Below are 19,857 nucleotides of genomic sequence, written 5' to 3'. Positions count from 1 at the left end.
TGCCGCAGAGAATCAGGTCGTGTGGCGGTTCGGTCGGTTGCTCGGGGTTGTGGATAGCTCCTGTGTGGAGGGGAGCCGCGCGCCGTCAGTCGGCGTCGTATTCGCAGCTGACCGTGCCCGAGTCCGAGGTCTTCTCGACGACCAGCTCATCGTTCCAGTAGATCCTGCAACCCACCGTCTGATCGTCGCTGTCGCTCGGGGCCGTGATCGTGATCCAGGTGGACGACTCCGAGGTGGTGTACTGCGCGTTTCCCAGCCCCGGCCAGGGAAGCGTCCTTGTCTCGGCGTCGCTGCTGAACGTCGCGGTGACCCCGGACTGCGGTCCTGTTCCCTCGAGGAACACCTTGTTCTGCGGCGGCGACCAGAGTCCGAGCAGGAAGACGACCAGCAGGACGAGGGCGAGGATGAGGGCGGCGACGGCCCCCGCCACTCCGAGACCGGCTGACCGGCGCTCGGCCGATGGTGCGCGTCGTGCACGGACGCTGAGGGCGATACCGCCGATCGCGGCCGCCGCGCCCATGACGAACACGGGGATCAGCCAGAGATTCTGGAGTGCGTAGTACGGAACGGCCAGGGCGACCAGGAGTATCAGGGAGACAGCGCCCGTGGCGATCGCCGCGGTGGTGAGTGCACGTCTTCCCCCGCCGTCACGGGCGGGCCCGGATCCGGAGTCGGAGGAGGGGGTCTGCTGGTGGGTCATCGCGGCCTCTCGCTGGCGCGGCACTTTCCGCTCATCGGCGGTCCGGATAGCATATCGACGGCCGGATGGCGCCCTCGCGCGCGGAGCGGCCGAGAACGGCCGTACGGTAGATTTGCCCTGCGCGCCGCCAAGACGTACCCTTAATCGGTTGACTTATGCCTGTATGGCAGTTCCCTATGTCTCCGGTCGAAGTGAATCCGGTGGCAGCATTCCCGGAGTGATCTCATGAGCAAGCGCACCTTCCAGCCCAACAACCGTCGTCGCGCCAAGAAGCACGGCTTCCGAGCCCGCATGCGCACCCGCGCCGGTCGTGCCATCCTCTCGGCACGCCGCGCGAAGGGCCGCACCGAGCTCTCCGCGTAAGCAGCTGTGCTCGCCCGCCCGTTCCGTTTGACCCGCGGGAGCGACTACCGACTGGTCGTTCGACGCGGATCGCGTTGTGGCGGGGCCCGCGTCCTCACCTCCATGCTGGCGACGGGCGAGAGCAGGGCAGCGCGGTTCGGTTTCATCATCAGCAAGCAGGTGGGCACCGCAGTGGTGCGCAACACCGTGCGTCGGCGACTCAAAGCCGTCTGTGCGGAGGCGTTGCCGCGTGTTCCGCAGGGCACGGATGTCGTCATCCGTGCCCTTCCTGCGTCCGCGACCGCGTCGTACGCCGAACTCCGCAGCGACGTTCATCGCTGCCTGGCTCGGCTCACGCCGGCCGAGGCCGCATCATGACCGCCTTGCCGGCGTCCTCGGTGGGGTCCGGGGAGATGCGCGGGCGAGACGCGGTTCGGAGCATCCCGCTCCTGCCGCGCAACGCCGTGCTCGCGTTCCTCGCGGGGTACCGCAAGGTGGTCTCGCCGATGTACGGGGACGTGTGTGCGTACTACCCCTCCTGTTCCGCCTACGCTGTAGGTGCGGTGCAGCAGCACGGCGCCGTGCGGGGGGCTCTGCTCTCGGCGTGGCGCATCCTCCGCTGCAATCCCTGGTCTCGCGGAGGCGTCGACGACGTCACACCGCATCGACACTTCCGCTACGACCTGACCGCACACGGTTTCGTCGTCCCCTCCCGAAAGGACTGATCGGTGGGTCTTGACCTTCTGTTCGCCAGTGCCACCCCCAGCCCGGAACCGGCATCCGGCGGATTCGACCTGCTCGGCACGATCCTGTGGCCGCTGAAGTGGGTCGTCGAGCTCATCCTCGTCGCCTGGCACTGGCTGCTGACGGCCGTCGGTCTCCCTGCGGCCTCCGGAATCACCTGGGTCCTCTCGATCGTCGGCCTCGTGATCGTGGTCCGTGCAGCGCTCATCCCGCTGTTCGTGAAGCAGATCAAGAGCCAGCGGAAGATGATGGAAATTGCTCCTGAACTGAGGAAAGTCCAGGAGAAGTATCGCGGCAAGAAGGACCAGCTCTCGCGCGAGGCGATGAGCCGCGAGACGATGGCGCTGTACAAGAAGCACGGCACGACGCCGATGTCGAGCTGTCTGCCCCTGCTCGTGCAGATGCCGATCTTCTTCTCGCTCTACAGCGTGCTGAGCGACGTCAGCAAGCACGCGACGCAGGGCGTCGGCGGTGTCGGGCTGCTGAGCGCGGAACTCACGCAGGAGTTCTACGACGCCAAGCTCTTCGGGGTCGCGTCCCTGCACGAGAACCTCGGCAACGCGATCGAGGCCCAGAACGTCACGGCGATCATCATCCTGATCACCCTGGTCGTCCTGATGATCGCGTCGCAGTTCTTCACGCAGCTGCAGATCATCTCGAAGAACCTCTCGCCGGAGGCCAAGACCGGCCAGGCGTACCAGATGCAGAAGATCATGCTCTACGTTCTGCCGCTGGGATTCATCTTCTCCGGTGTCTTCTTCCCGCTCGGCGTCGTCGTGTACTGGTTCATCTCGAACCTGTGGACGATGGGTCAGCAGTTCCTCGTCATCCGTGAGATGCCGACTCCCGGTTCCGAAGCGGCCAAGGCCCGCGAAGAGCGGCTCGCCCGCAAGGGTAAGGCGATCGACTCCTCCGGCAAGGTCGTCCCGATGGCTGCCTACGAGGCCGAGCAGCAGCGTCTGCTCGAGGAGGCCGAGAAGGCGAAGGCGGCGGCACCCAAGCGGCAGCAGCCGGTCGGCAAGAAGCGTGCGAAGAAGAAGGGGAACGCGTCATGAGTGAGGTCGTGGCCGGGAGCACAGAGCCCACTGTGGCGCAGCTCGAGAACGAGGGGGACGTCGCGGCGGACTACCTCGAGGAGCTGCTCGACATCGCAGACATCGACGGTGATCTGAACCTCGACGTCCGTCAGGGTCGTGCCTACGTCTCGGTCGAGGCCGAGGGTGACGGGCTCGCGCTGCTCTCCGCTCCCGATACGGTGCAGGCGTTGCAGGAGCTCACGCGTCTCGCCGTCCAGAACAAGACCGGCTCGTTCTCGCGCCTCATCCTCGACATCGGTGGATCCCGCGACGCGCGGCGCCGTCAGCTCGTGACCCTGGTCGAGGCGGCGGCTGCCAAGCTCGATGAGGGCTCGTCGCAGGCCTCGCTGCCGGCGATGTCGAGCTATGAGCGCAAGCTAGTCCACGACATCGCCGCCGAGCGCGGGCTCGTCTCCGAGTCGTACGGCGAGGGCGCGGACCGCCACACGGTCCTGCGTCGGCACTGACACACGGAAGGCGAGCTCTGGCACGTGTCCGAGACGCAGGATCCCGGCGAGAAGACCGTCGAGCAGGAGCCGGCAGTCGCTGCCCAGATCTTCGGGGAGCGCCTGCAGCTCGCTCGACGGTTCACAGAATCCCTTGCGCGTGAGGGGGAGGAGCGGGGCCTGATCGGACCGCTGGAACTGCCCCGGTTGTGGACCCGTCACATCCTGAACAGCGCGATCGCCGCGCCCCTCTTCCACGGCTCCGTCGCGGACATCGGGTCCGGAGCCGGACTTCCTGGTCTGGTACTCGCGATCGCGCGACCCGACGTGTCGTGGACCCTCGTGGAGCCGATGGAGCGCCGGATCAGTTGGTTGACTGAGCAAGTGAATGACCTGGGACTCACCAACGTCACCATCCTCCGCGCGCGTGCCGAGGACGTGCGTGCGAAGGGCGCCTTCGATGTCGTCACGGCTCGTGCGGTGAGCGCATTGCGGACGTTGATCCCTCTGACAGCGCCCCTGGTCCGCGATGGTGGGGAGCTGGCCCTGTTGAAGGGGATGAACGCCGCGAACGAGATCGAAGCGGCACGGAAGCAGATCGCGAAGTTCAAGCTCGCGGATGTTCGGGTCGAAGTGCTGGGTGAGGGGTTGCTCCCGGAGACCACGCGGGTCGTCCGCGCCTCCGTGCGCTGAGGAGTCGCCGCTTCCCGTGAAAAGGGGGGCTGACCCGTGGTCCGACCGTGCACCCATGTTCCCGGCGCCGTCGATACGTCGCCGGGAAGGCAGTCTCTACGGCGAGATGTCGTGCGAGCACGTCACGGAGGCCGCTCAGCTGCGGCTGTGTTCGTCCGGATCGAAGTCGGAGCTGTCGTCGTTCCCGGCGCCCACCATGGTTCGTCCTGTCGTCGCATCGATGGACTCACACCGCGGGTCGACGCGCTGGGCTGGGATGCGCTGAGGCGAACGGACGGGTCCGATCTCTGCATCGCGCGAGTGGACCCTGCACTTCGGCTGATCTACGGCAGATTTCCTTGCGGCGCACTCCGAGCTGTTTCACGTGAAACAGCTTCTCGTCTGCAGCCTTGTATCGTCCGGGGGATAGGAACGTGACGCAGGGGGAGTGGGCAATCGTCACACTGCCGTGCGCCGATGCTTCGACAGTCGTCTTTCTCCGGGCTCGTCAGTGGGTGCCGTGAACGCGGATGGGCCAACGGGGCGATGGCACCCGTGAGGTTGAGGGGTGGGCCGTGTCCGTCGACCGTTGGGATGGGGCGACGTCCGCGCGGTGACTGCCGTGATGCCCTTTCTTCCGGGCGCTACCAAGTCAAGGCTTCGGTGCCTGCATGAGTAGGGCCCGGCAGCGCCCAGGCGATATCCGCGAACCGGGGCGACACCGCTCGTCACGAACGCCTGGCTCCATGTGCTGTGGGCCCCCATCCGGATGGCAGCGCCCCGATGCGAGGTCGGGTGGCAACGCTGCCCCGCTCAGCGCGTACTCGCGATGGCGGGCGGACGACTGGCTGTGCTCGGCCGCCCGGATGCACTGACGAGAGGGCTGTGGGCCGTTTCGGCTGCCACCTGTCGGCTTTGGTCCGTTTCACGTGAAACAACGGCGACGACGTGTAGCGACTGCGGCGGACCAAATGTCCGGGCGGCACGGTAGGCGGACGGCGACGCCTTGTGGGTAGGCGCAGCTTCTGGCGTCCGACCCCTTCGGTGCGCTGAGGAGGAGACGCCGCCGACGTTCACGTGAAAGGGCAGCTGAATGCAGCTGGGGTTCAAGCGCTGGGGTTCAGCGGAGATCTCGGCTCACTGCCCGAGGGCAGTAGGTACGGCTGCGAGGCGATATTGGCTAAAGAGATTCGCGCGCAGGGCCGAGCATCGGGAGCCGTGCGGCGGTTTCACGTGAAACGGTGGCGACAGTTACCCGGGCGCAGCACTCTCGGTGCGTAAGGCGATCGTCTTGCTACTCGAGCCCAGTGTTTGAAGCTGCGTAGCGGAGTTGGTAGGGAGCGCACCGCGCAGGGCAGAGCGTCGGGCTGGTACCGCTGTTTCACGTGAAACGTTGGCCGCCAGCCGCCGCGCGAGCACCGCTGGCAGGGAGACAGCCGTCTCCTTGTCTAGGAGAGGGCCTGATGCTGGGCGGCAGCGCTCAACCAGGATCGCAGCGCGCAGAGCCGAGAGTCCGGCGTCGTTCCGCGGTTTCACGAGAAACGGTTGGATTCAGTCGCTATGGAAGCACGTGGGCAGTGGGGGAGCAGCCGCGTCCCTATCCACGCTCGGCGTCCCATGCTCCCCGGCGACGACGGCCACGGATCGCAGCGCGCGGAGCCGAGCGTCGGGTTCCGTACCGCCGTCTCCCCGGAACGTCGTTCAGGGTGAGCCTGCGGCGGTCAGGGCGGTTGCGTGATCTGACGAAGCCGGGCCCAATGACAGTCAGGTGGTTTCTGGGCGTCAGTCTTGGTGATCGGTCGTGGGTTGCGTCGCACTCACGGTGGCGCTCTCCATCTATGCGGCGGCTGGAACGCGGTCGTTCGTGGGTGCGGGTGCCCCTGTAGTGAAGGGTTCGGCGTGGGCTGTCGGATTGTCTGGTTGTAGGCGACAGCGAGCATCCCGGCGACGGGGAATGAAGGAGGTGTGCTCTCAGGGATTGGCGGACCGCGTGGAGTTCTCGTGCGTGACCGAGCACCGACCGGTGGCCGTGAGCTCGACGACGTGCGCACAGTCACCCGCGTATCGTTCTGGGGGTGTCGCGGAGGATCCGGGCCGCGCCTGGCGAACGCTGGTGCCGAGCTTCTCGATTGCGCCACGGCATGGAGGGCGCACTCCAGCGGGCGCCACCGCTCCCGGTCTCCAGAAAGTTCGCACCAGGTGGGCCTACTGAACCACCTGCGGCACCCAGCGACACGGAGTTCGCGTTCGGCTGAAGATGGAGGACCGCGGTGCGTTTCACGTGAAACAGGGCCGAGAGTGTGGACTCATCGGCGGTCCTCACGCACGAAGAGCAGCGGACCGGTGGATCCCGCGTGCCGGGTGGCCGGCGTGCGCCGCGTGCGACTCCCTACGGCAGCGACGGGTAGAGGCAGGCGCGGACGGAGCACCACGGCGCACGCGGGCTACGCCGAGTGCCTGGGGCCGACCAAGGGTCGTGCGGAGGCTCACACGATGATGGCATGGTGCAGGTGAGCTGGACGGGTGCAGGGGGCCGCTCCGACACGGACAAGGAAGCCTCGTGGGCGCTCTCGTCTGGCGGCGTGCCACCCGTGGTGGCCGTCCTGTCTTGGGGGAGCGGCGCGCAAAAGCCGAGCCCGCGCGTGGCGGAGCGCCCATCGCGGGCACCCGGAGCCAGGGCTCTTACGGACTCCGGGCTGTATGACGGCGTGGAAGGACGACGGAACGGGGAGGAATGTCCTCGATCTGGCCGAGGCGGGCGTGCCGCCCGACGTGACCCTGGGACACGGATGATGACGAAGCCAATTCCGCCCGCTACCCCGGACGACACGCCAGAGAAGTGAGGCAAGGAGGCCGATCTGCAGGAGGGAGTGCAACCAGGCGTTCCACGTGAAACGTCCAAGTTCTGCGTCCTGCGGGCCATCCGGCGGACGAGGTACGCGAGGCACGTATCCTGCTGCCTGGTCGTGCCGGTGATGCGAGGTCCGTCCCTGCGATTAGAGTGGAACGCGGCCCCGAAAGGAGTGGATGTTTCACGTGAAACAGTCCGAGAAGGCATCGTCGAACGAGTCGTTCGGGATGGATACACCCCTCGCGCGAGAAATCGCGGATCTCTCCGCCCGGCGCCGCGCGCTGGAAGGGGTCTCCGTTGAGTTCAGTGGCGACACCCGCATCCTGACGGTGTCGAATCAGAAGGGCGGCGTGGGTAAGACCACCAGCGCCGTGAACATCGCATCCGCGCTGGCGGGACTGGGCGCGAAGGTCCTTGTCATCGACCTCGATCCGCAGGGGAACGCCTCCACGGCCCTCGGGGTGCCCCACAACGCCGACACCCCGAGCGTCTACGACGTCCTCATCGACGAGTTCCCCCTCGCGGAGATCGTGCAGCCGAGCCCGGAGAGTCCGAATCTCTTCTGTGCGCCGAGCACCATCCACCTCGCCGGCGCTGAGATCGAGCTCGTCGCGCAGGTGGCGCGAGAGCACCGCCTCCGTCGGGCTCTGGAGGACTACCTCGCGGACCATCCGGTGGACTTCGTCATCATCGACTGCCCTCCTTCCCTCGGGCTGCTCACGATCAACGCTTTCACCGCCGCGAACGAGGTCTTCATCCCGATCCAGTGCGAGTACTACGCGCTGGAGGGTCTGAGCCAGCTGCTCGGCAGCATCCAGATGATCCAGAAGCACCTCAACCCGGGTCTGCATCTGTCGACCATCCTCCTCACGATGTTCGACGGACGGACGCGGCTGGCCCAGCAGGTGGCGGAGGAAGTGCGGTCCCACTTCCCTTCGCAGGTGCTGGACACCGTGATTCCGCGCTCCGTCCGTGTGTCGGAAGCCCCCAGTTTCGGCCAGACGGTCATCGCCTACGACGGTCAGTCCGCCGGGGCGATCGCGTACCGCGAGGCCGCCGTCGAAATCGCGTCGCGACAGACGCAGAGCAAGGAGAGATAATGGCGAAGCGCACTGGACTCGGCCGCGGTATCGGCGCCCTCATCCCGACGGCGGACCAGACCGAACGTCCCGTCGACGTGTTCTTCCCCGGCGCGAAGATCGCTCCGACCCCCGAGGCTCCCTCCACGAGCGCCGACGCCGCGCCCGAGACCGAACTCGAGGCGGTGCCGGGGATCCACCTGATCCAGGTCGACCCGCAGGCGATCGTCCCCAACCCGCGGCAGCCCCGCACGCACTTCAACCCCGAGGACCTCGCGGAACTCGTGCACAGCGTCCGTGAGTTCGGCGTGCTGCAGCCGGTGGTCGTCCGGAAGAACAACGACGGCGAATACGAGCTCATCATGGGGGAGCGGCGTACGCGGGCTGCCCGCGAGGCCGGACTCGAGGCGATCCCCGCCATCGTCCGCGACACGGCCGACGAGGATCTCCTGCGTGACGCGCTGCTGGAGAACCTCCACCGCTCGGAACTGAATCCCCTCGAAGAGGCGTCGGCCTACCAGCAGCTCCTCGACGACTTCGGCATCACCCAGGAGGAGCTGGCCACGCGCATCGGGCGCTCCCGTCCCCAGATCAGCAACACCATCCGCCTGCTCAAGCTGCCGGTGCCGGTGCAGCAGCGGGTGGCCGCCGGCGTGCTGACCGCCGGGCACGCCCGCGCGATCCTCAGCGTGGACTCGCCGGAGGCGATGCAGCGTCTGGCGGACAAGGTCGTCAACGAAGACCTGTCCGTTCGCGCGACGGAGGAAGCCGCCAAGTCGCAGCCGTCCGCAGGGAAGACTCCCAAACCCACGCCGGGTGCGCGGCGGGCCTACCTGGACGAGGTCGCCGGCAAGCTCGGAGACCGGCTCAACACGCGCGTCCGGATCTCGCTCGGTGCCCGAAAAGGCCAGGTCACGATCGATTTCGCATCGATCCAGGATCTGAACCGCATTCTCGAGGAGCTGGGCGAAGAAGGGTACGGCTCCGCGCGGTGACCCCGCCCCTGGTCGGGGCTGGCATAGACTCGCGTCATCTTGACGATGCGAGGGGGATGCCATGTCCAGACCAGCTGATCCAGCCACCATCAAGCGTCGCGTGATCGCCGTCAGTATCGCGGCGGCTCTGGGTGGATTCCTCTTCGGATTCGACACCGCGGTGATCAACGGCGCCGTCGACGCTCTGGCCGGAGACGTCTCCGGATTCGATCTCGGCACGGGCCTCAAGGGCTTCGCGGTGTCGTCGGCCCTGATCGGCTGCGCCGTGGGCGCCTGGTTCGCAGGACCCGTCTCGAACAAGTTCGGTCGCATCCCCGTGATGGTGGTCGCCGCCACCATGTTCTTCGTCTCGGCGATCGGCTCCGGCCTCGCCTTCAGCGTCGTCGATCTCATCATCTGGCGTGTGATCGGCGGCCTCGGTGTCGGTGCGGCTTCGGTGATCGCACCCGCGTACATCGCGGAGGTGTCGCCGGCAGCGATCCGAGGGCGCCTGGGATCGCTGCAGCAGCTCGCCATCGTCCTCGGCATCTTCGCCGCACTGCTGTCCGACGCCCTGCTCGCGGGCATCGCGGGGGAGGCCGACCAGCCGCTGTGGGGCCTGACCGCGTGGCGATGGATGTTCATGGTCGCGGCCATCCCCGCGCTCGTCTACGGGCTGATGTCGCTCCGGCTGCCAGAATCCCCGCGCTATCTGGTCCGCAAGGGCGAGGTGAAGCGCGCCGCGGAAGTGCTCCAGACCGTCACGGGGACGATCGACACCGAAGCGAAGATCAAGGAGATCACGGGCACGATCGACACGGAGCGCTCGGAGTCGCTGCGGGACCTGCGGGGAAGCCGGCTCGGACTCAAGCCGATCGTCTGGGTCGGCATCCTCCTGTCGGTGTTCCAGCAGTTCGTCGGCATCAATGTCATCTTCTACTACTCCACCACGCTGTGGCAGTCGGTGGGCTTCGACGAATCCAGTGCCCTCCTCACGTCCGTCATCACCTCCGTCACGAACATCGTCGTCACGATCGTCGCGATCCTCCTCGTCGACCGGGTCGGTCGTCGGATCATGCTCCTCGTCGGCTCGGTCGGCATGACGGTGACCCTCGGACTCATGGCGCTCGCCTTCTCGTTCGGCACGCTCGACGCCTCCGGAACCGCGACGCTCCCGGACCCCTGGGCCACCGTCGCCCTCATCTGCGCCAACGGCTTCGTCGTGTTCTTCGGTGCGAGCTGGGGCCCGCTGGTGTGGGTGCTCCTGGGCGAGATCTTCCCGAACTCGATCCGTGCCGGTGCTCTGGCCGTCGCCGCGGCGGCGCAGTGGGTGGCCAACTTCTTCATCTCGACGACGTTCCCCGCATTCGCCGAGATCGGCCTCACGTTCGCGTACGGCTTCTACGCGTTCTTCGCGTTGCTGTCGTTCTTCTTCGTGTTCTTCAAGGTGCCGGAGACCAAGGGCCGCGAGCTCGAAGACATGAGCGAGGATGCGAAGGTGGAGCGCCGACCCCGTCGCGCACGCGCGTAGGCTGGAGGGATGACCGAATCCGTCCCCCGTCGCGCCAGCCTGGAAGTGCTGCGCGCCGAGGCGTCGGACGAACTCGCCGTCCTCGTCCAGGAGCGCCTTCTGGGCGGTGAGGACCCCTGGGAGTTCATGGAGGAGCTGCCCAGCGTCGACGAACTCATCGTGTACCTGCTCCGTGCGGACAACATCGCGGCGAATGACGGTGTGCGACCCAACGCCGCACGACACTACCGCGTGCTGCGGCAGATCGCCCTCGAGTACCCGGAGCTCACACCGGCCGTCTGGGGGCTTCTGGACGAAAAGCAGCGCCACCGCCGCTGGGATCCCCGCATCGCCGACGCGTCCTGACGACCGATGCTCCTCGTTCCGTATGATCCGTCGTGGCCGCAGCGGTTCGAGGAGTTCGCGACATCGATCCGCGCCGCCGGGGCCGAGGAATGGATCATCGAGCACATCGGCTCGACCGCGATTCCCGGGATGAGCGCGAAGCCGGTCATCGACCTCGCGGTGCGCGTGGAGACAGGGGAGCAGTTCGGCGACCGGAGCTCCGCACTGGAGGAGGCCGGCTGGCGCATCGGCAGCGGGGTTCGCACGCATCCGGTGATGATCCGGGAGTCGGCGGGGGAGCGCCTCGCCATCGCGCATTTCTTCCCTGTCGCGGAGTGGGATCTCGCGCCCCAGCGTCTGCTGCGGGACTGGCTGCGCGCGCATCGGGCAGACGCGGAGCGATACGAGCGCGCCAAGCACGACGCAGCGCGGGCGGCGGCGGACGGGGTGTCCTCCTACAACGCGGGAAAGACGGCCGTCATCCAGGAGATCGTGAACAGCGCCCGGGCCGCGCGCGGTCTCGAGCCCGTGGACGTGTACGACAAGCGCTGACCGGGCGCAGGCGTCCCCGGGAATGCGAGAAGGACCGCACCCGGAGGTGCGGCCCTTCTCGTGGTCGTGGGGGATCAGCCGAGGAAAGCGGCGAGATCCTGCTCGAGGGCGAACTTCGGCTTGGCGCCGATGATCGTCGTCTTGACCTCTCCGCCCTGGAAGACCTTCATCGCCGGGATCGACGTGATCTGGTACTTCATGGCCAGCTCCGGGTTCTCGTCCACGTTGAGCTTGAGGATGGTGATCTTGTCGGGGTTGTCGGACTGGATCTCGTCCAGCACCGGCGCGACCATACGACACGGACCGCACCACTCGGCCCAGAAGTCCACCAGCACGGGACCATCGGCCTGCAGCACGTCCTGCTCCCAGGTCGCCTGGCTCGTTGCCTTTGCACTCATCAGAGTTCTCCTTGTTCGAGGTTCGCCTGTTGCAACAACGGGCGGGGGGAAAGTGTTCCCGGCCGTTGTCAGGCCGTGATGACCTCAGCGGCCTCGGCCGCGGGGACCTCGACGGAGGAGTCCTCGAGGTCGGCGAGGAAGTGCTCGGCGTCGAGGGCTGCGATCGTGCCCGTCCCGGCAGCCGTGATGGCCTGGCGGTAGGTGGGGTCGATCACGTCGCCGGCGGCGAAGACACCGGGGACCGACGTGCGCGAGGAGCGACCGTCGACCCAGATCGTTCCCTCGGGCGTGAGCTCGAGCTTCTCGTGGACGAGGTGGGTGCGCGGGTCGTTGCCGATGGCGATGAACAGGCCGTCGAGGGGCAGGTCGCGGAGCGAGCCGTCCTCCGTGGAACGCAGCTGCACGCCCGAGACGGCGTTGTCGCCGAGGATCTCCACGACCTCGCTGTTCCATACGAACTCGATCTTCTCGTTCGCGAAGGCACGCTCCTGCATGATCTTCGAGGCGCGGAGGGTGTCCTTGCGGTGGATGACGTACACCTTGTCCGCGAAGCGCGTGAGGAAGGTGGCCTCCTCCATCGCCGAGTCGCCGCCGCCGACGACGGCGATCGTCTTCTGACGGAAGAAGAAGCCGTCGCAGGTGGCGCACCAGGAGACACCGAAGCCGGAGAGACGCTCCTCGCCCTCGATGCCGAGCTTGCGGTAGGCGGAACCCGTCGCGTAGATGATGGTCTTCGCCTCGTGGGTGGCGCCCGAACCGAGGGTGACCTTCTTGACGGGACCGGCGACGTCGAGCTCGGTGACGTCGTCGTAGAGCACCTCGGTGCCGAACTTCTCGGCCTGCTCCTGGAACTTGGCCATGAGCTCGGGGCCCTGGATGCCCTCCGGGAAGCCGGGGTAGTTCTCCACCTCGGTCGTGTTCATGAGCTCTCCGCCGACCTCGACGGAGCTCGCGATGAGGAGCGGCTCCAGGTTCGCGCGCGCCGCGTAGATGGCAGCCGTGAATCCGGCGGGGCCGGAGCCGATGATGATGACCTGACGCATGTGATCTCCGTTAGAAAGGCGGTGCCGTCGAAAGACGTCCGACTGCTTCAACCCATGGTAACCGCGGGGCATTCCCGCGTCAGCGGCCGGGCAGGAAGCGGCGGACGAGCCCGCCGGCGGCCTTCAGCTCCGGGGCGCGGAAGACCGCGAGGATCGCGACGTAGACGAGCACCACGACGAGTCCGATGACGGCGGTGCCGAGCGCACCGAGCATCGCGCTGCCCATCATCCACCCGTCTGCTCCTCCGCTCAGCACGAACACGCCCCAGCCGGCGAGGCCCGCAGGCACCGCAGCCAGACCGAATCGCCCCACGGCGGCCAGCCAGGAGCGCACTCCCAGACCACCGATCTTCCGGTGCAGGAGCCAGACGGCCAGGACTGTCTGCAGGATGCTGGCCACGGACTGCCCCAGGGCGACGGCGGCGGCCAGCAGGGACAGCGGCAGCACCTCGGCCTCGAACAGCGCCCAGGCGAGGAGGGCGGTGGCCACGATGAGCGTGCACTGCACGATCGTGAACCAGAACGGGGTGCGGGTGTCGTCGTAGGCGTAGAAGGTGCGCTGGACGATGAAGAGAACGGTCAGAGGGATCAGGCTGAGCAGGTAGCAGAGCAGGACCAGCGCGGCGGACCTCGCCGCGTCCTCGGCGGTCACGAACTCGGTGTCCTTCGTGAAGACCCGCGAGGCCGGAACGGCGGCGGCGGCCACGGCGGCGACGGCGGCGGCGATGAAGAAGAGGAGCGTGCGGATGCTCCGGGAGATGTCGCTGCGGACCTCGTCGTCCCGGCCACTCGCGGCGTGCTCGCTGATCTGGGTGAAGTAGGGGGTGCCGATCGACAGCACGATCACCGAGTAGGGGAGCATGAAGATCAGCCAGGCGTTGGTCGTGACCGTGGCCGAGGCCTCGAGTCCCGCCGCCTCGCTGACGATGAAGCCTTGCAGGGTCCCCGCAGCCAGGCTCGCGAACGCCATCAGGAAGGTCCATCCGGCGAGGCGGCCGACCGTGCCGAGCCCGACGCCGCGCCAGCGGAAGTCCGGCTTCAGAGCCAGCCCCGTACGACGCCAGAAGACCAGCAGCACCACGGCCTGCAGGGCGATGCCGAGGGTCGCGGTCCCGCCGAGGAGCGAGATCATCGTCGGCGTCCACTCCGCCGCGCGCGTGGGCACGGGTCCGAAGAGGGCGCCGAGCGCCAGGAACCCGATGATCGAGACGACGTTGTTGACGACCGGCGCCCACGTGAAGGGCCCGAAGATGCGGCGGGCGTTGAGCGCCTCGCCGATCATTGCGTACAGGCCGTACAGCAGGATCTGCGGGAGGCACCAGTACGCCAGCGCCGTGGCGAGGGCCAGTAGCTCCGGGTTCGCACGACCGGCCACGATGTGCACGAGCCACGGTGCGCAGGCCGTGGCGATACCGGTGACCACGACGAGGACGACCGTACCGAGGGTGAAGAGCTTGGAGATGAACGCGTTGCCGCCGTCCGCATCCGCCGTGGCCTTGACGATCTGCGGCACGATGACGGCTGTGAGGATGCCCACCGAGATCAACGAGAAGACGCTGTTGGGCAACTGGTTCGCGTAGGTGAAGGCGTCAGCGGCCTCGGAGGCGACGGAGCCGAGCACACCGACGAGGACGATGCTGCGCAGCAGCCCGGTCACGCGGGAGACCAGGGTGCCCGCGCCGATGATGGCGCTGGCGCGCCCGAGACTAGTCACGCGACTCCTTCGCGGAAGGGGCCTCAGGGCCGTCGAGACGCTCCTGCACCGCGGCCTCCGCCTCCTTCTCCTCGATCAGTTCCTCGACGGCCGCCTCGACCGCCTGCTCCTCGATCGCCTCCCGGCGCTTCCGACGCACCGTGCGGACCACTCCGAGAGCGATGAGGAGCACGGCGAGTCCGCCGAAGACGACGAGGCCGATGGTCTCCCACTCCGCGCGCACCGCGACTCGGACGGTCTGCTCGGACTGGATCGGCACCCCGGTCGGGCTGGTGAGGCTGAGGCGCAGATCGAGTTCGCCGCTGCCGACACGGGCCGACACCGGCACCTTCGCCCGCGTGGTCGAGTTCGCCTGCACGGCGACGTCGATCACGGGCGTCACCTCGAGGCGCGGATCGGTGGGGGCGGCATACAACCGCACCGTCACCGGCCACGGGAGGTCGTTGCGCACGGCGATGGGCAGGTCGGCGTTGGCCGTGAGGAGCTGGATGGTGCTGGAGTCGGGGATGCTGACGGCGCCGAGCGTCTCGGCGGTGCGCGCGCGATGTGCCGCTACCTTCTCGGCGAAGGCTTCCGCGGACGATCCGACCGCGATGGTCCGCAGGATCCGGATCCGCTCGGGGCTGAGCAGCACGAGGGGGTCGCTGAGGACGGTGGCGAAGGCTGTGAGGGAGCGCTCGTCGGCGAGGAGATTGGTGAGGTCGGACGCCCGGGTCGCCGCGGCCGTCTCGGGCAGCCTCACCGAGGCGGCGGGAGCCGCCCGCACCGTCGAGAGCTCGAAGCCGATCGAGTCGGCTGCCGAGATCGCGTCGCGGAGGGCGTCCGCGGAGCGGTTCTCGTCGCGCTCCAGGCCGATGAGGATCGGAGCGCCGGGGGCCCGGGCGCCGGCGAGGAAGAGCCGCGCGGCCGCTTCCGCCAACAGCCCCTGGCGGGGAACCGAGGCGGATTCTGTCGCCGCAGCAGACAGTGCGGCCGACGTGGCGGCGTCGGTGACGAGCAGGTCCTGACCGTCCGCTGTCGCATGGGCCGCACTCTTGTCGCCGACGGTCTCAGACGACACGATGGTCGTGGCGGGGCGGCCCAGATAGCCGGTGAACGCCGCGAGGTCGGCCTCTGTGAGGTCGCTCTCCGGCCAGACGATCCCCGGGATCGCGCCTTCGATCTCCGTGAGCTCCTCGTCGGTGGGAAGAGCCGGTCCGTCGGTCGGCGTCGCCGACGGTTCTGCGGTGGTGCCGGGAGTGCTCGTCGGTGTCACGGCTCGCTGCTGGGGGAACGCCGCGGGATCGAGCAGCGAGGTCAGCGGCAGCGGTGCCAGCGCCTCGGGCAGACCGGCCTGCGCCTGCACCGTGAGGTCGGCATCGCCGAACTGCAGGGCGAAACGGGCGTTGGGGAGTTCGTCGAGCCGCTGCAGCCAGTCGGTCGCCGCCGAGGGGGCGGCGGTGCCCAGCGCGCGGATCGACGTGAGGATGGCAGGGTCGACCGCGAGCACCGCCGTCGTCCCGGCCACGCCGTCGAGCTGCGCGGTGAGGTCGCCGTCCGGGGCGGTCAACTCCGTGAGCTCCTCGGCGCTCAGGAGGGCGCCGCCCGTCGGCGTGGCGGTGATGGGCACGATGACCCCGACGGGGCTCGTGGGGCCGGAGGTGACGACGAGGACGCTCGTCGCGGTGGTGTCCCAGGTCGTGGTGCGCTGCCCCTCACCATCCTTCGTGCCGGCTTCGCTCAGGGCAGCCCGCAGCGGGTACACCCCGGGTTTCAACGGCTTCAGGGTCTCCTGCGGCACGAACACGGTGGTGCCGACGGATCCGCCCGCTTCCGCCGGCTTCGTGGTCTCCTCTCCGAGGGGGAGGAAGGAACCCGCGGCCTGGCCCTCGTCCAACCATTCGGTGACGGCGTCGTCGTCGGTCAGTGGCGTGCTGCCGAGCTCGATCTCGACGCGGCCCGCGGAGAGCTCCGCCTCGGTGCGGTTGTCGATCGTGACCACGGCCGACGTCGAGGTCCCCGGGGCGACGGTCCCGCGCAGGCCCGCCGTGACATGCAGTTCGACCCGTTGATCGTCGTCGGCGGCTGGCTGGTCGGCCGCCACAGCGGGACCGGCGACACCGATGGCGCAGACGCCGGCGGCGACCACGAACGCCGCGAGGCGGCGCACGCGCGCGCGGAGGCCCGTCTCGGGAGTGATCGCGGTCATGAAGGTCTTCCTCGAACGCCGGGGAGAGGCGGATCGTGAGTACTGACTCTGCGATTCTAGGAGGCCGGACAGAGGAGAACCCTGAAGACGCGTAGAGTGACGGCCGTGTCCGACACCCCCGCCCCCGGCCCCGACCCGCTCCGCAGCGCCGCGCTCGCCGCTGATCTGGATGCTGCTGACCTCCGATCCGAGCCGCTGCGACAGCTCTGGGGCGAGGAGGCGGACGACGCACTGGGCCGTGGCCTGCGCGAACCCATCCTGCGGGCGATCGCCGGGGACGAGGGCGTGCTCGCGACTCTCGGGCGGCTCCTGGTGCTCGGGCTTCCCCAGCCCCGAGCGGCGGTGGAGCGCGCCCTGCCCACCCTCGGCGTGGACGGTCTGGAGGCGCTGGGCCTGGCGACGATCGACGCCGACTCCGTGATCCCGGTCGCGCTGCTGCGCCCGCAGTCGTTCGTCGACGAGGACGGTGTCGGGGAGTGGTGGATCGCCAGCGATCTGGACGAGGTCGCCCTCGACGGTCCGCTGCCGGCCGATCACGTCCTCGGCGTGGGCGGGGCCTCGCGCACGCTCGCCGAGACGGTCGTGCCGCTCGCGGTGGATCGTGCGCTCGACCTCGGCACGGGCTGCGGCATCCAGGCGCTCCTCGTCGCGCGGCGGGCCGGCCGGGTCGTCGCCACCGATGTCTCCCACCGCGCACTCGCCTACGCCGCGTTGAACGCGCAGCTCAACGGGGTCACGAACATCGAGTTCCGCCACGGGAGCATGTTCGAGCCCGTCGCCGGGGAGGCGTTCGACCTCATCGTCTCGAACCCGCCGTTCGTGATCACCCCCCGAACGGAGGGCGTCCCCGCCTACGAGTACCGCGACGGCGGTCTGGTCGGCGACGCGCTGGTCGAGCAGTTCGTGCGCACGGCACCGGCCCACCTCACCCCGCGCGGCATCGCCCAGCTTCTCGGCAACTGGGAGTCCCGCACGGGGATCACCGGCCTCGCCCGGCTGGACGCGTGGGTGCCCGCCGACCTCGACCTGTGGGTGGTGGAGCGGGAGGAGCTGTCCCCCCTCGCGTACGCGGAGCTGTGGATCAGGGACGGCGGGATCACGCCGCGCGACGCCGCGTTCACTCCGTTGCTGACCGCGTGGCTCGACGACTTCGCGGCGCGGGGCGTGACCGCGATCGGCTTCGGCTACGTGCTGCTCCGCCGGGGGCAGGGGGAGCCGCTGCGGCGGTCGGAGCGGGTCTCGCAGACCGTGGCGAACGTGGGGGCGGCGCTCGGTCTCGGCCTCGCGGCCCACGATGCGCTCGCCGGGGGACTGCCGGACACCCTCGTCGTGGCCCCCGACGTCACGGAGGCGCGCCACCTGCTTCCCGGCAACGACGACCCGAGCGTGATCGAGCTGCGTCAGGGCGGCGGATTCGCGCGGACGGTCGCAGTGGATCCTGCGCTCGCCGGATTCGTCGGCGCCTGCGACGGCGAGCTCCAGGTGCTGCAGATCGCCCCCGCCCTCGCCGACCTCTTCGAGGTGCCCTTCCCGCAACTGTGGGCGGAGCTCGAGCCGCGGATCCGGGAACTCGTGCTCGACGGCTTCCTCCTCCCGGGGGAATAGTCCCGGCTTCCATGCGTTCGAATACACCATGAAGGCTTTCGGATTCCTCTCGTTCGGTCACTATGCCGACGTGCCCGGCTCGGCGACCCGCACCGCGGGCGACATGCTGAAGCAGACCATCGAGATCGCGGAGGGCGCGGACGAGCTCGGCGTCAACGGCGCCTATGTCCGCGTGCACCACTGGGCCCGCCAGGCGGCGTCCCCGATGCCGCTGCTGACGGCCATGGCCGCGCGCACCGAGCGGATCGAGGTCGGCACCGGCGTGATCGACATGCGCTACGAGAACCCGTTCCAGTTCGCGGAGGAGGCCGCCGCGCTCGACCTCATCGCCGACGGCCGGATCGCGCTCGGCGTGAGCCGTGGGTCACCCGAGACGGCGCTGCGCGGCTACGAGACCTTCGGCTTCCGCGACGAGGAGGACCCGGAGCGCGGCAGCGTGCTCGCGCGGGAGAAGTTCGAGATCTTCCTGCGGGCCATCGACGGCGAGCGCCTCGCCCCCGGCGACCCCCGGATGGTGGGCGCGGGACAGTACCTCGCGATCGAGCCCCAGTCGCCCACGCTGCGCGACCACATCTGGTGGGGCTCGGGTTCGCGTGCCACGGCCGAGGAGACCGGACGCCAGGGGCTCAACATGATGAGCTCGACGCTCGTGACCGAGGCCACGGGGCAGCCGTTCCACGAGCTGCAGCGCGAGCAGATCGAGCTGTTCCGCTCCGCCTACCGCGAGGCCGGTCACACCGGGTCGCCGCGGGTCTCGGTCAGCCGCAGCGTGTTCCCGCTCGTGTCGGACATGGACCGCGCCTACTTCGGGCTGCGCAGCGAGGAGAACGCCGACCAGATCGGCATCATCGACGGGTTCCGCTCCACGTTCGGCAAGACCTACGCCGCGGAGCCCGATGTGCTCATCGAGCAGCTCCGACAGGACGAGGCGGTCATGGCCGCGGACACCCTCATGCTGACGATCCCGAACCAGCTCGGGCCGGAGTACAACCTCCATGTGCTCGAGGCGTTCGCGGAGCACGTGGCGCCGGCCCTCGGGTGGAAGCCCAACACGGAGGGTCCGGTCCAGGGCGACCCCGTGGCCTGATCCGGCACGGCGGTCCGGCGGATAGTGTCGGATCCATGTCCGCAGGAAGTGCCCCGCTCATCATTCGGCCGTGTCGAGGGGAAGAGGAGTACGCGGCACTCGTCGAGATCTGGCGCAGTGCCGTTCGTGCCACGCATGACTTCCTCGACGAGGCCGACTTCGCCCGGATCGAATCGCATCTCGCGTCCGACTACTTCCCCGCGGTGACCCTCACCGTGGCCGAACAGGACGGGATTCCCGTCGGGTTCGCGGGTGTCCACGACGGCGGGCTGGAGATGCTCTTCGTCTCCGATGCCCTCCGCGGCCGCGGTGTGGGCTCCGTGCTCCTCGCCGAGGTCGTCGCCCATCAGGCCGTGGTCAGGGTCGATGTGAACGAGGACAACCCGGGCGCGCGCGGGTTCTACCGCAGCCGGGGCTTCGTGGAGGTGGGTCGGAGCGCGCTCGACGGCGACGGTCGTCCCTACCCGACCATCCACATGGCGCTTCCGGGAGATCCCGGGGCCTCTTGACAGGGGCCGCGTGACGCCCGAC

General features: G+C 68.6%; 19 protein-coding genes. 14 read left to right on the top strand and 5 right to left on the bottom strand.

Features of this window, described 5'->3' with window-relative positions:
* Positions 1–85: 85 nt before the first annotated feature.
* Entirely contained in the window at positions 86–724 is a 639-nt protein-coding gene (locus tag C6C15_RS16935) for a hypothetical protein (protein WP_158698584.1), read from the bottom strand.
* A gap of 201 nt (positions 725–925) precedes the next feature.
* On the opposite strand from C6C15_RS16935, the gene rpmH reads away from it, so the two are divergent.
* The 11 genes from rpmH (at position 926) to C6C15_RS16880 (ending at position 11,291) form a co-directional block, all read left to right on the top strand.
* A complete protein-coding gene (rpmH, locus tag C6C15_RS16930; RefSeq protein WP_022879826.1) occupies positions 926–1,063 on the top strand; it encodes a 50S ribosomal protein L34 in 138 nt (45 codons plus the stop codon).
* Positions 1,064–1,069: 6 nt separating this feature from the next.
* Positions 1,070–1,420, top strand: a complete 351-nt coding sequence (gene rnpA, locus C6C15_RS16925) for a ribonuclease P protein component (RefSeq protein WP_082749949.1) — start codon at positions 1,070–1,072, stop codon at positions 1,418–1,420.
* Complete coding sequence (yidD, locus tag C6C15_RS16920; RefSeq protein WP_060921329.1) at positions 1,417–1,767, top strand: membrane protein insertion efficiency factor YidD; 351 nt, start codon at positions 1,417–1,419, stop codon at positions 1,765–1,767. Before rnpA ends, yidD begins: the two co-directional genes overlap by 4 nt.
* 3 nt (positions 1,768–1,770) lie before the next feature.
* Entirely contained in the window at positions 1,771–2,841 is a 1,071-nt protein-coding gene (gene yidC, locus C6C15_RS16915) for a membrane protein insertase YidC (protein WP_060921330.1), read from the top strand.
* A complete protein-coding gene (locus tag C6C15_RS16910) occupies positions 2,838–3,329 on the top strand; it encodes a Jag family protein (protein ID WP_105950714.1) in 492 nt (163 codons plus the stop codon). Before yidC ends, C6C15_RS16910 begins: the two co-directional genes overlap by 4 nt.
* Before the next feature lie 24 nt (positions 3,330–3,353).
* On the top strand, positions 3,354–4,001 hold the full coding sequence (gene rsmG / locus C6C15_RS16905) for a 16S rRNA (guanine(527)-N(7))-methyltransferase RsmG (RefSeq protein WP_105950713.1): 648 nt from the start codon (positions 3,354–3,356) through the stop codon (positions 3,999–4,001).
* Between the two features lie 3,006 nt (positions 4,002–7,007).
* Positions 7,008–7,931: a ParA family protein gene (locus C6C15_RS16900; protein ID WP_105950712.1), complete on the top strand. Its 924-nt coding sequence runs from the start codon at positions 7,008–7,010 to the stop codon at positions 7,929–7,931.
* Positions 7,931–8,905, top strand: a complete 975-nt coding sequence (locus C6C15_RS16895) for a ParB/RepB/Spo0J family partition protein (RefSeq protein WP_060921333.1) — start codon at positions 7,931–7,933, stop codon at positions 8,903–8,905. Before C6C15_RS16900 ends, C6C15_RS16895 begins: the two co-directional genes overlap by 1 nt.
* A gap of 61 nt (positions 8,906–8,966) precedes the next feature.
* Positions 8,967–10,415 (top strand): sugar porter family MFS transporter, encoded by a 1,449-nt coding sequence (locus C6C15_RS16890; RefSeq protein WP_199787673.1) that lies wholly within the window; start codon positions 8,967–8,969, stop codon positions 10,413–10,415.
* Positions 10,416–10,424: 9 nt separating this feature from the next.
* Positions 10,425–10,760 (top strand): tryptophan synthase subunit alpha, encoded by a 336-nt coding sequence (locus C6C15_RS16885; protein WP_105950710.1) that lies wholly within the window; start codon positions 10,425–10,427, stop codon positions 10,758–10,760.
* 6 nt (positions 10,761–10,766) lie between these two features.
* Positions 10,767–11,291, top strand: a complete 525-nt coding sequence (locus tag C6C15_RS16880; RefSeq protein ID WP_105950709.1) for a GrpB family protein — start codon at positions 10,767–10,769, stop codon at positions 11,289–11,291.
* Positions 11,292–11,365: 74 nt separating this feature from the next.
* Here the strand turns inward: C6C15_RS16880 and trxA are convergent, their stop codons facing one another.
* The 4 genes from trxA to C6C15_RS16860 form a co-directional block, all read right to left on the bottom strand.
* On the bottom strand, positions 11,366–11,689 hold the full coding sequence (trxA, locus tag C6C15_RS16875) for a thioredoxin (protein WP_025102859.1): 324 nt from the start codon (positions 11,687–11,689) through the stop codon (positions 11,366–11,368).
* Positions 11,690–11,757: 68 nt separating this feature from the next.
* The gene (trxB, locus tag C6C15_RS16870; RefSeq protein WP_025102858.1) at positions 11,758–12,732 is read right to left on the bottom strand and encodes a thioredoxin-disulfide reductase; all 975 of its coding nucleotides are present in this window, start codon (positions 12,730–12,732) and stop codon (positions 11,758–11,760) included.
* Positions 12,733–12,811: 79 nt separating this feature from the next.
* A complete protein-coding gene (gene murJ / locus C6C15_RS16865) occupies positions 12,812–14,446 on the bottom strand; it encodes a murein biosynthesis integral membrane protein MurJ (protein ID WP_105950708.1) in 1,635 nt (544 codons plus the stop codon).
* The gene (locus C6C15_RS16860) at positions 14,439–16,634 is read right to left on the bottom strand and encodes a DUF6049 family protein (protein WP_105950707.1); all 2,196 of its coding nucleotides are present in this window, start codon (positions 16,632–16,634) and stop codon (positions 14,439–14,441) included. The genes murJ and C6C15_RS16860 overlap by 8 nt, the downstream gene beginning before the upstream one ends.
* A gap of 96 nt (positions 16,635–16,730) precedes the next feature.
* Between C6C15_RS16860 and C6C15_RS16855 the strand changes: the two genes are divergently transcribed.
* From C6C15_RS16855 to C6C15_RS16845, 3 genes are read left to right on the top strand one after another with little or no spacing between them, the layout of a single operon-like run.
* A complete protein-coding gene (locus C6C15_RS16855) occupies positions 16,731–18,239 on the top strand; it encodes a DUF7059 domain-containing protein (RefSeq protein WP_105950706.1) in 1,509 nt (502 codons plus the stop codon).
* A gap of 28 nt (positions 18,240–18,267) precedes the next feature.
* Positions 18,268–19,326 carry an LLM class flavin-dependent oxidoreductase gene (locus C6C15_RS16850; protein ID WP_060921339.1) on the top strand — a complete coding sequence of 353 codons (1,059 nt, stop codon included), beginning with the start codon at positions 18,268–18,270 and terminating at the stop codon, positions 19,324–19,326.
* Positions 19,327–19,361: 35 nt separating this feature from the next.
* Positions 19,362–19,835, top strand: coding sequence for a GNAT family N-acetyltransferase (locus C6C15_RS16845; protein ID WP_060921340.1), 474 nt, complete (start codon positions 19,362–19,364; stop codon positions 19,833–19,835).
* The last annotated feature ends 22 nt before the right edge of the window (positions 19,836–19,857 follow it).

The organism is Microbacterium sp. str. 'China' (genome assembly GCF_002993305.1).
GTDB classification, from domain to species: domain Bacteria; phylum Actinomycetota; class Actinomycetes; order Actinomycetales; family Microbacteriaceae; genus Microbacterium; species Microbacterium paraoxydans.
Note: the sequence above shows the minus strand (reverse complement) of the source record. Positions and strands in the feature narration are given on the sequence as shown.